The sequence below is a fragment of the Ruegeria sp. HKCCD6428 genome (assembly GCF_013110595.1).
Taxonomy (GTDB): Bacteria; Pseudomonadota; Alphaproteobacteria; order Rhodobacterales; family Rhodobacteraceae; genus Ruegeria.
Map to the genome: position 1 here is coordinate 1 of NZ_WVQX01000027.1, position 1101 is coordinate 1101.

Here is a 1101-nt window from a genome sequence, read left to right on the forward strand (position 1 = left end):
CTGATCGTGATCCCGAGCTTTTTGGCTCGATCACGTCGGAACTGGGTCGTCAGCGCGACGAGATCGAGCTGATCGCGTCCGAGAACATCGTCTCTGCCGCCGTGATGGAGGCGCAGGGCTCGGTGATGACCAACAAATACGCCGAAGGCTATCCCGGCCGCCGCTATTATGGCGGCTGCCAGTTCGTCGACATCGCCGAAAACCTGGCCATCGACCGCGCCAAGCAACTGTTCGGCTGTGAATTCGCCAACGTGCAGCCCAATTCCGGCTCTCAGGCCAACCAGGGCGTGTTTCAGGCGCTGATCAAGCCCGGCGACACCATTCTGGGCATGAGCCTGGATGCCGGTGGCCACCTGACCCACGGCGCCCGTCCGAACCAGTCGGGCAAGTGGTTCAACGCGGTGCAATACGGCGTGCGCCAGCAGGACAACATGCTGGATTACGATCAGGTCGAGGCACTGGCGAAGGAACACCAGCCCAAGCTGATCATCGCCGGCGGTTCGGCCATTCCGCGCCAGATCGACTTTGCCCGCATGCGTCAGATCGCCGACATGGTCGGTGCCTATCTGCACGTGGACATGGCGCATTTCGCCGGTCTGGTCGCGGCGGGCGAGCATCCCAGCCCCTTCCCGCATGCGCATGTGGCCACCACCACCACGCACAAGACCCTGCGCGGCCCGCGCGGCGGCATGATCCTGACCAATGATGAAGATATCGCCAAGAAAGTGAACTCGGCCATCTTCCCCGGCATTCAGGGCGGCCCGCTGATGCATGTGATCGCGGCCAAGGCCGTGGCCTTCGGCGAGGCGCTGCGGCCCGAGTTCAAGGACTATGTCAAGCAGGTGATCACCAACGCCCAGGCTCTGTCGGATCAGCTGATCAAGGGCGGTCTGGACACGGTGACCCACGGCACCGACACCCATGTGGTGCTGGTCGACCTGCGCCCCAAAGGCGTCAAGGGCAACGCCACCGAGAAAGCTCTGGGCCGGGCGCATATCACCTGCAACAAGAACGGCGTGCCGTTTGATCCCGAAAAGCCGACCATCACGTCGGGCATCCGTCTGGGGTCGCCCGCCGGCACCACCCGCGGCTTCGGCGAGG

1 protein-coding gene is annotated in these 1101 nt (G+C 63.9%); it reads left to right on the forward strand.

Features of this window, described 5'->3' with window-relative positions:
- A partial coding sequence (glyA, locus tag GS620_RS21825; RefSeq protein ID WP_171617727.1) for a serine hydroxymethyltransferase occupies positions 1-1101 on the forward strand: 1101 nt, incomplete at both ends.